The following is a 5,012-nucleotide window of genomic DNA, read 5'->3' as shown; positions in this document are numbered from 1 at the left end:
AGCTTTCGGCAAGGTGCCCGCTTTGCCCGCGTGCACGGCGAATTCAACCGCCGCCGGAATTTCGAACGCCCCCGGCACGCTCAGCCGCTCGAAGGTTGCCCCGGCTTCCGTGAGCGCGGCAATTGCCCCTGCGGCCAGTTCGTCGGCGATATCTTCGTAGAACCGGGCTTCAACAATTAGAATATGGGGCTGACTCATGGGACCGATCCAAAGGTTAGGCGGGGGTAAGGGGGCGATGACCTACGATTGTTAGACCGTAGCCGTCAAGCCCAACGATGGTTTTCGGCGAATTGGTCAATAATTCCATCTCCTGCACCCCCAAATCGAGCAAGATCTGTGCGCCGACGCCATAATCACGCAACTGGCTGCCCTGCTTGCTGGGATCGAGCCGCAACCGGTCCGATAGGCTGGTGGCGTTGGGTTCGCGGATCAGCACGATCACGCCGCGCCCGATTTCGCCAATCGCCCGCATCGCTGCTTGCAGATCGCCAGAATGGGTGGAGCGGCTATCCCCCAGCACGTCATCCAAGATCGATAGAGCATGCATCCGCACCGGCACCGGCCCAGCCTGGGTTAGATCGCCCTTCACCAGCGCGATATGCTCGGCATAGGCGACGGTATTGCGGTAGACGATCAGGCGGAAACTGCCGCCGTGGATCGATTCGAACGCGGTTTCCGTCACCGGCTGCACGAGCTTTTCGCGGCGGCGGCGCCATTCGATCAGATCCGCAATGGTGCCGACCTTGAGGCCATGGGTCTGGGCGAATTTGACCAGATCCGGCATGCGCGCCATCGTACCATCGTCATTCATAATCTCGCAGATCACGCCAGCGGGCGACCGACCGGCGAGGCGGGCAATATCTACCGCCGCCTCGGTATGGCCGACGCGCACCAGCACGCCGCCGTCGCGCGCCACCAGCGGGAAAACGTGACCCGGCGTGACGATATCTTCACGGCCCTTACCGGGATCGATGGCGGTCGCCACCGTCAGCGCCCGGTCCGCCGCCGAAATGCCCGTGGAAACCCCCTCGCGCGCTTCGATAGAGACCGTGAACGCCGTTTGGTGGCGCGTGCCGTTCTGCTGCGCCATCAGCGGCAGGCCGAGTTCCTCGACGCGCTTGCGGTTCATGGCGAGGCAAATAAGGCCACGCCCGTAACGGGCCATAAAGTTGATCGCTTCCGGCGTGGCGGCATCGGCGGGAATGACCAGATCGCCTTCGTTTTCGCGGTCTTCGTCATCGACCAGGATGAACATACGCCCTTGGCGCGCGTCTTCGATCAATTCGTCGATGGAAGAGACGATTTCGAGATCATGAACTTTGCGCATTCCTACGCTCCTGCCGTTTCCATCAGCCGGGCCATATAGCGCGCCAGCATATCGATTTCAAAATTCACCGCGTCGCCAACAACCAAAGCGCCGAGTGTGGTGTAGACCGCCGTATGCGGAATGATATTCACCGTAAACTCAGTTTCGTGTAAGGCCGATCCCGCCGTCGCCCCAACCTCATTCACCGTCAGCGACACGCCGTCGAGCGTGATCGAGCCTTTCGGCGCGACGAAACGGTGGAAGGGTTTCGGCAGGGCGAAGGTCAGGCGCAGGCTGCCTGCGACGTTCTCGCGGCCCGCCAGATGCCCGACGCCATCGACATGGCCCGAGACGTAATGACCGCCGAGTTCATCCCCCGCTTTGAGCGCCCGCTCTAAGTTGAGCTTCCGTCCGACCTGCCAGGAACCGAGGGTGGTTTTCGACAGCGACTCGTCCGAAACTTCCACGGCAAACCAGCGCTCGCCCTGCTCGATCACGGTCATACACGCGCCGGAGAGGGCGATGGACGCGCCAAGGGCGACGCCCACCAGCGGCTGCGGGCTGTCGATTTCAAAGCGCGTATCGCCCCCCGCCTTCCGGCTTAGGCTACGCACAGTGCCAATATCGGTGATGATGCCTGTAAACATGGCCTGACCCTATCGCTCGACCGTGAAGCTTTCCAGCAAATCCTCACCGAGAAACACAGTGTCTACCCGGCGGAAACGACGGGCGAGATCAGGCGTATCGACGCCATAGGCGGCAATCGCCGGAATCCCGTCGCCGCCAATCACCGAGGGCGCGCGGAACCAGTGCAGCGCATCGATAAGATCGGCCCCGAGCAACCCAGCAATCAACCGCCCGCCGCCTTCGACCAACAGCCGCGTTAACCCCATCTCGCCCAGAATGGCAAGCGCGTTGGGCAGGTCCATCTGACCGTCGTGAATCGGCACGGTGAAAACGCGCACACCCGCGTCTTTCAACGCGCGTTGGCGGTCCTTATCGGAATCTTGGCGCGTGAGCACCCAGGTGGGATGCCAAGACGCCGTGCGCACCATCTGCGCCGTGAGCGGCAGCGACAGTCGCCCGTCGATAATCACCCGCACCGGCGAGCGATGGCCAAGCCCCGGCAAGCGGCAATCCAACGTCGGATCGTCCATCAGGGCCGTTGCCCCGCCAACGGCAATTGCGTCATTCTCGGCGCGCAGGCGATGCCCGAAGGCGCGCGCCTGCGGCCCGGTGATCCAACGGGAGGCCCCGGTGTGCGCGGCAATACGGCCATCGAGCGAGGTTGCGATTTTTACCGTTACCAGTGGACGCCCCAGGGTGACGCGCAGCAAAAACCCGGCCGCTACGGCCTGCGCTTCTTCCGCCATCACGCCAAGATCGACCTGAATACCGCCCGCGCGCATACGGGCGATGCCCTGGCCGCAGGTGCGCGGGTCTGGGTCTTCCATCGCAATCACGGCACGGGTAACGCCAGCCTCAACCAGCGCATCACAGCACGGTCCTGCCCGCCCGTGATGGGCGCAGGGCTCCAGCGTCACATAGGCCGTGGCCCCGCGAGCGGCGTCGCCCGCTTGGGTCAACGCATGAATTTCGGCATGGGGCCGACCGCCCGCTTGCGTCCAGCCTTGGGCGATTATCGCGCCGTCTTTAACCAAGAGGCACCCGACCGAGACAGACGGCCACACCTGCCCCCAGCCCCGGCGCGCAAGGCGCAGGGCGAGGGTCATGAAGCGTTCATCCGCCGCTTGTTCAGGCCCACGGGCAGTCGCCCGGCTACTCGCGTGCATCGACATTCAACCGATCGACCAGATCTTCGAAGTCTTTGACCTCGTGGAAGTTTTTATAGACCGAGGCAAAACGCACGTAGGCGACAGGATCGAGAGTATACAGGGCTTCCATCACCTGCTCCCCGACCCTATCGGACGCAATTTCGGGCTCGCCCTGGCTTTCCAGCCGCCGGACGATACCGTTCACCATCTGCTCGATCCGCTCCGCATCCACCGGGCGCTTGCGGCAAGCAATCTGGATCGACCGGGCCAGCTTATCGCGGTCAAAGGGGACGCGCTTACCGTTCTTCTTGACCACCGTCAGCTCGCGCAACTGCACGCGCTCGAACGTGGTGAAACGCGAGCCGCAGGCCGCGCAGAACCGACGCCGCCGAATGGCGCTATTATCGTCGGTCGGCCGCGAGTCTTTGACCTGCGTATCGTCGTTTCCACAGAAGGGGCAGCGCATCGCCCTAGATCACCCTCTCACCAAGCTTACGGGTAGATCGGGAAGCGATGGCACAGGGCTTCCACCTGCGCCCGCACCTGGGCTTCTACGCCCGCGTTACCGTCAGGACCATTTGCGACCAGACCGTCGAGCACGTCGCCGATCAATTGGCCGACCTGCTGGAACTCGGCCACGCCGAAGCCGCGCGTCGTGCCCGCAGGCGTTCCAAGACGGACACCCGAGGTAATCATCGGCTTTTCTGGATCGAACGGAATACCGTTCTTATTGCAAGTGATGCCTGCCGCTTCCAGATGATGCTCGACCACCTTCCCCGTTAGGCCCTTCGGGCGCAGGTCGACCAGAACGACATGACTGTCGGTGCCGCCCGAGACGATATTGACGCCGCGCGACAGCAGCACTTCCGACAAAGCCCGCGCATTATCGATCACCAATTGCGCGTAGTCTTTGAACTCCGGCTGCAGCGCTTCGCCGAAGGCAACCGCTTTTGCCGCGATCACATGCATCAGAGGACCGCCCTGCAGGCCGGGGAAGACCGCCGAGTTGATCTTTTTACCCAGATCGGCATCGGTCGACAGAATCATGCCGCCGCGCGGGCCGCGCAGGGTTTTATGGGTCGTCGTCGTCACCACATGGGCGTGCGGCACCGGGTTCGGATAAGCGCCCCCGGCAACAAGACCGGCGAAATGGGCCATATCGACCATCAAATACGCGCCGACTTTATCGGCAATCGCGCGCATCCGGGCAAAATCGATGACGCGCGGATAGGCCGAACCGCCGCCGATAATGATCTTCGGCTTATGGGTCGTCGCCAATTCTTCCATTTCATCGTAATCGATGAGTTGGTCTTGCTGGCGCACCTTATAGCCAATCGGCTTGAACCATTTACCCGACTGATTAGCGGGGGCACCATGGGTTAGATGGCCGCCGCAAGCGAGATCCATGCCCAAGAACGTATCGCCCGGCTGCATCAGCGCGAAGAACACCGCCTGATTGGCCTGCGCGCCCGAGTGGGGCTGCACATTGGCATAGGTCGCGCCGAAAAGCTGGCAAGCGCGCTCGATGGCGATTTGCTCGGCCACATCGACGAACTCGCACCCGCCGTAATAGCGCCGCCCCGGATAGCCTTCGGCATATTTATTGGTCAGCACCGAGCCCTGGGCTTCCAGAACCGCGCGGGAGACGATGTTTTCCGAGGCAATCAGTTCGATTTGATCGCGCTGGCGGTGCAGTTCCTGCTGAACCGATTGATTAACCGCAGGATCGGCATCAGCCAAAGAACGGGTGAAAAATCCAGTTGCTACGCTCATCTCAGCACCTCACACCAGCAAAAAACGTCATAATTCCAAAAAGAGAGACGGGGCAGCTTAACCGAGCTTCGCCACCCGCCGGGCGTGGCGTTCACCGCCGTCAAACCCCGTCGTCAGAAACTGTTTTACCGCATCCGCCGCCAAGTCCGGCCCAATCA

Annotated in this window: 6 protein-coding genes; all 6 read right to left on the bottom strand. The window is 62.2% G+C overall.

From position 1 onward, the window contains the following. Positions 1 to 198 (bottom strand): 6,7-dimethyl-8-ribityllumazine synthase (locus ACIQ36_RS18230; RefSeq protein ID WP_395831968.1); only part of this gene is annotated, 198 nt, incomplete at its 3' end. Between the two features lie 16 nt (positions 199 to 214). Then, a complete protein-coding gene (gene ribB / locus ACIQ36_RS18225; protein ID WP_395831966.1) occupies positions 215 to 1,327 on the bottom strand; it encodes a 3,4-dihydroxy-2-butanone-4-phosphate synthase in 1,113 nt (370 codons plus the stop codon). Positions 1,328 to 1,329: 2 nt separating this feature from the next. Further along, positions 1,330 to 1,953, bottom strand: coding sequence for a riboflavin synthase (locus tag ACIQ36_RS18220; RefSeq protein WP_395831964.1), 624 nt, complete (start codon positions 1,951 to 1,953; stop codon positions 1,330 to 1,332). Positions 1,954 to 1,962: 9 nt separating this feature from the next. Further along, positions 1,963 to 3,105: a bifunctional diaminohydroxyphosphoribosylaminopyrimidine deaminase/5-amino-6-(5-phosphoribosylamino)uracil reductase RibD gene (ribD, locus tag ACIQ36_RS18215; protein ID WP_395831962.1), complete on the bottom strand. Its 1,143-nt coding sequence runs from the start codon at positions 3,103 to 3,105 to the stop codon at positions 1,963 to 1,965. Then, positions 3,086 to 3,547 carry a transcriptional regulator NrdR gene (nrdR, locus tag ACIQ36_RS18210; RefSeq protein WP_395831960.1) on the bottom strand — a complete coding sequence of 154 codons (462 nt, stop codon included), beginning with the start codon at positions 3,545 to 3,547 and terminating at the stop codon, positions 3,086 to 3,088. Before nrdR ends, ribD begins: the two co-directional genes overlap by 20 nt. Before the next feature lie 26 nt (positions 3,548 to 3,573). After that, entirely contained in the window at positions 3,574 to 4,854 is a 1,281-nt protein-coding gene (gene glyA / locus ACIQ36_RS18205; RefSeq protein ID WP_395831958.1) for a serine hydroxymethyltransferase, read from the bottom strand. Between the last annotated feature and the right edge of the window lie 158 nt (positions 4,855 to 5,012).

Source organism: Elstera sp. (assembly GCF_044372965.1).
Taxonomy (GTDB): Bacteria; Pseudomonadota; Alphaproteobacteria; order Elsterales; family Elsteraceae; genus Elstera.
The sequence above is the reverse complement of the archived record's forward strand: the minus strand, read 5'-3'. Positions and strand labels throughout refer to the sequence as shown.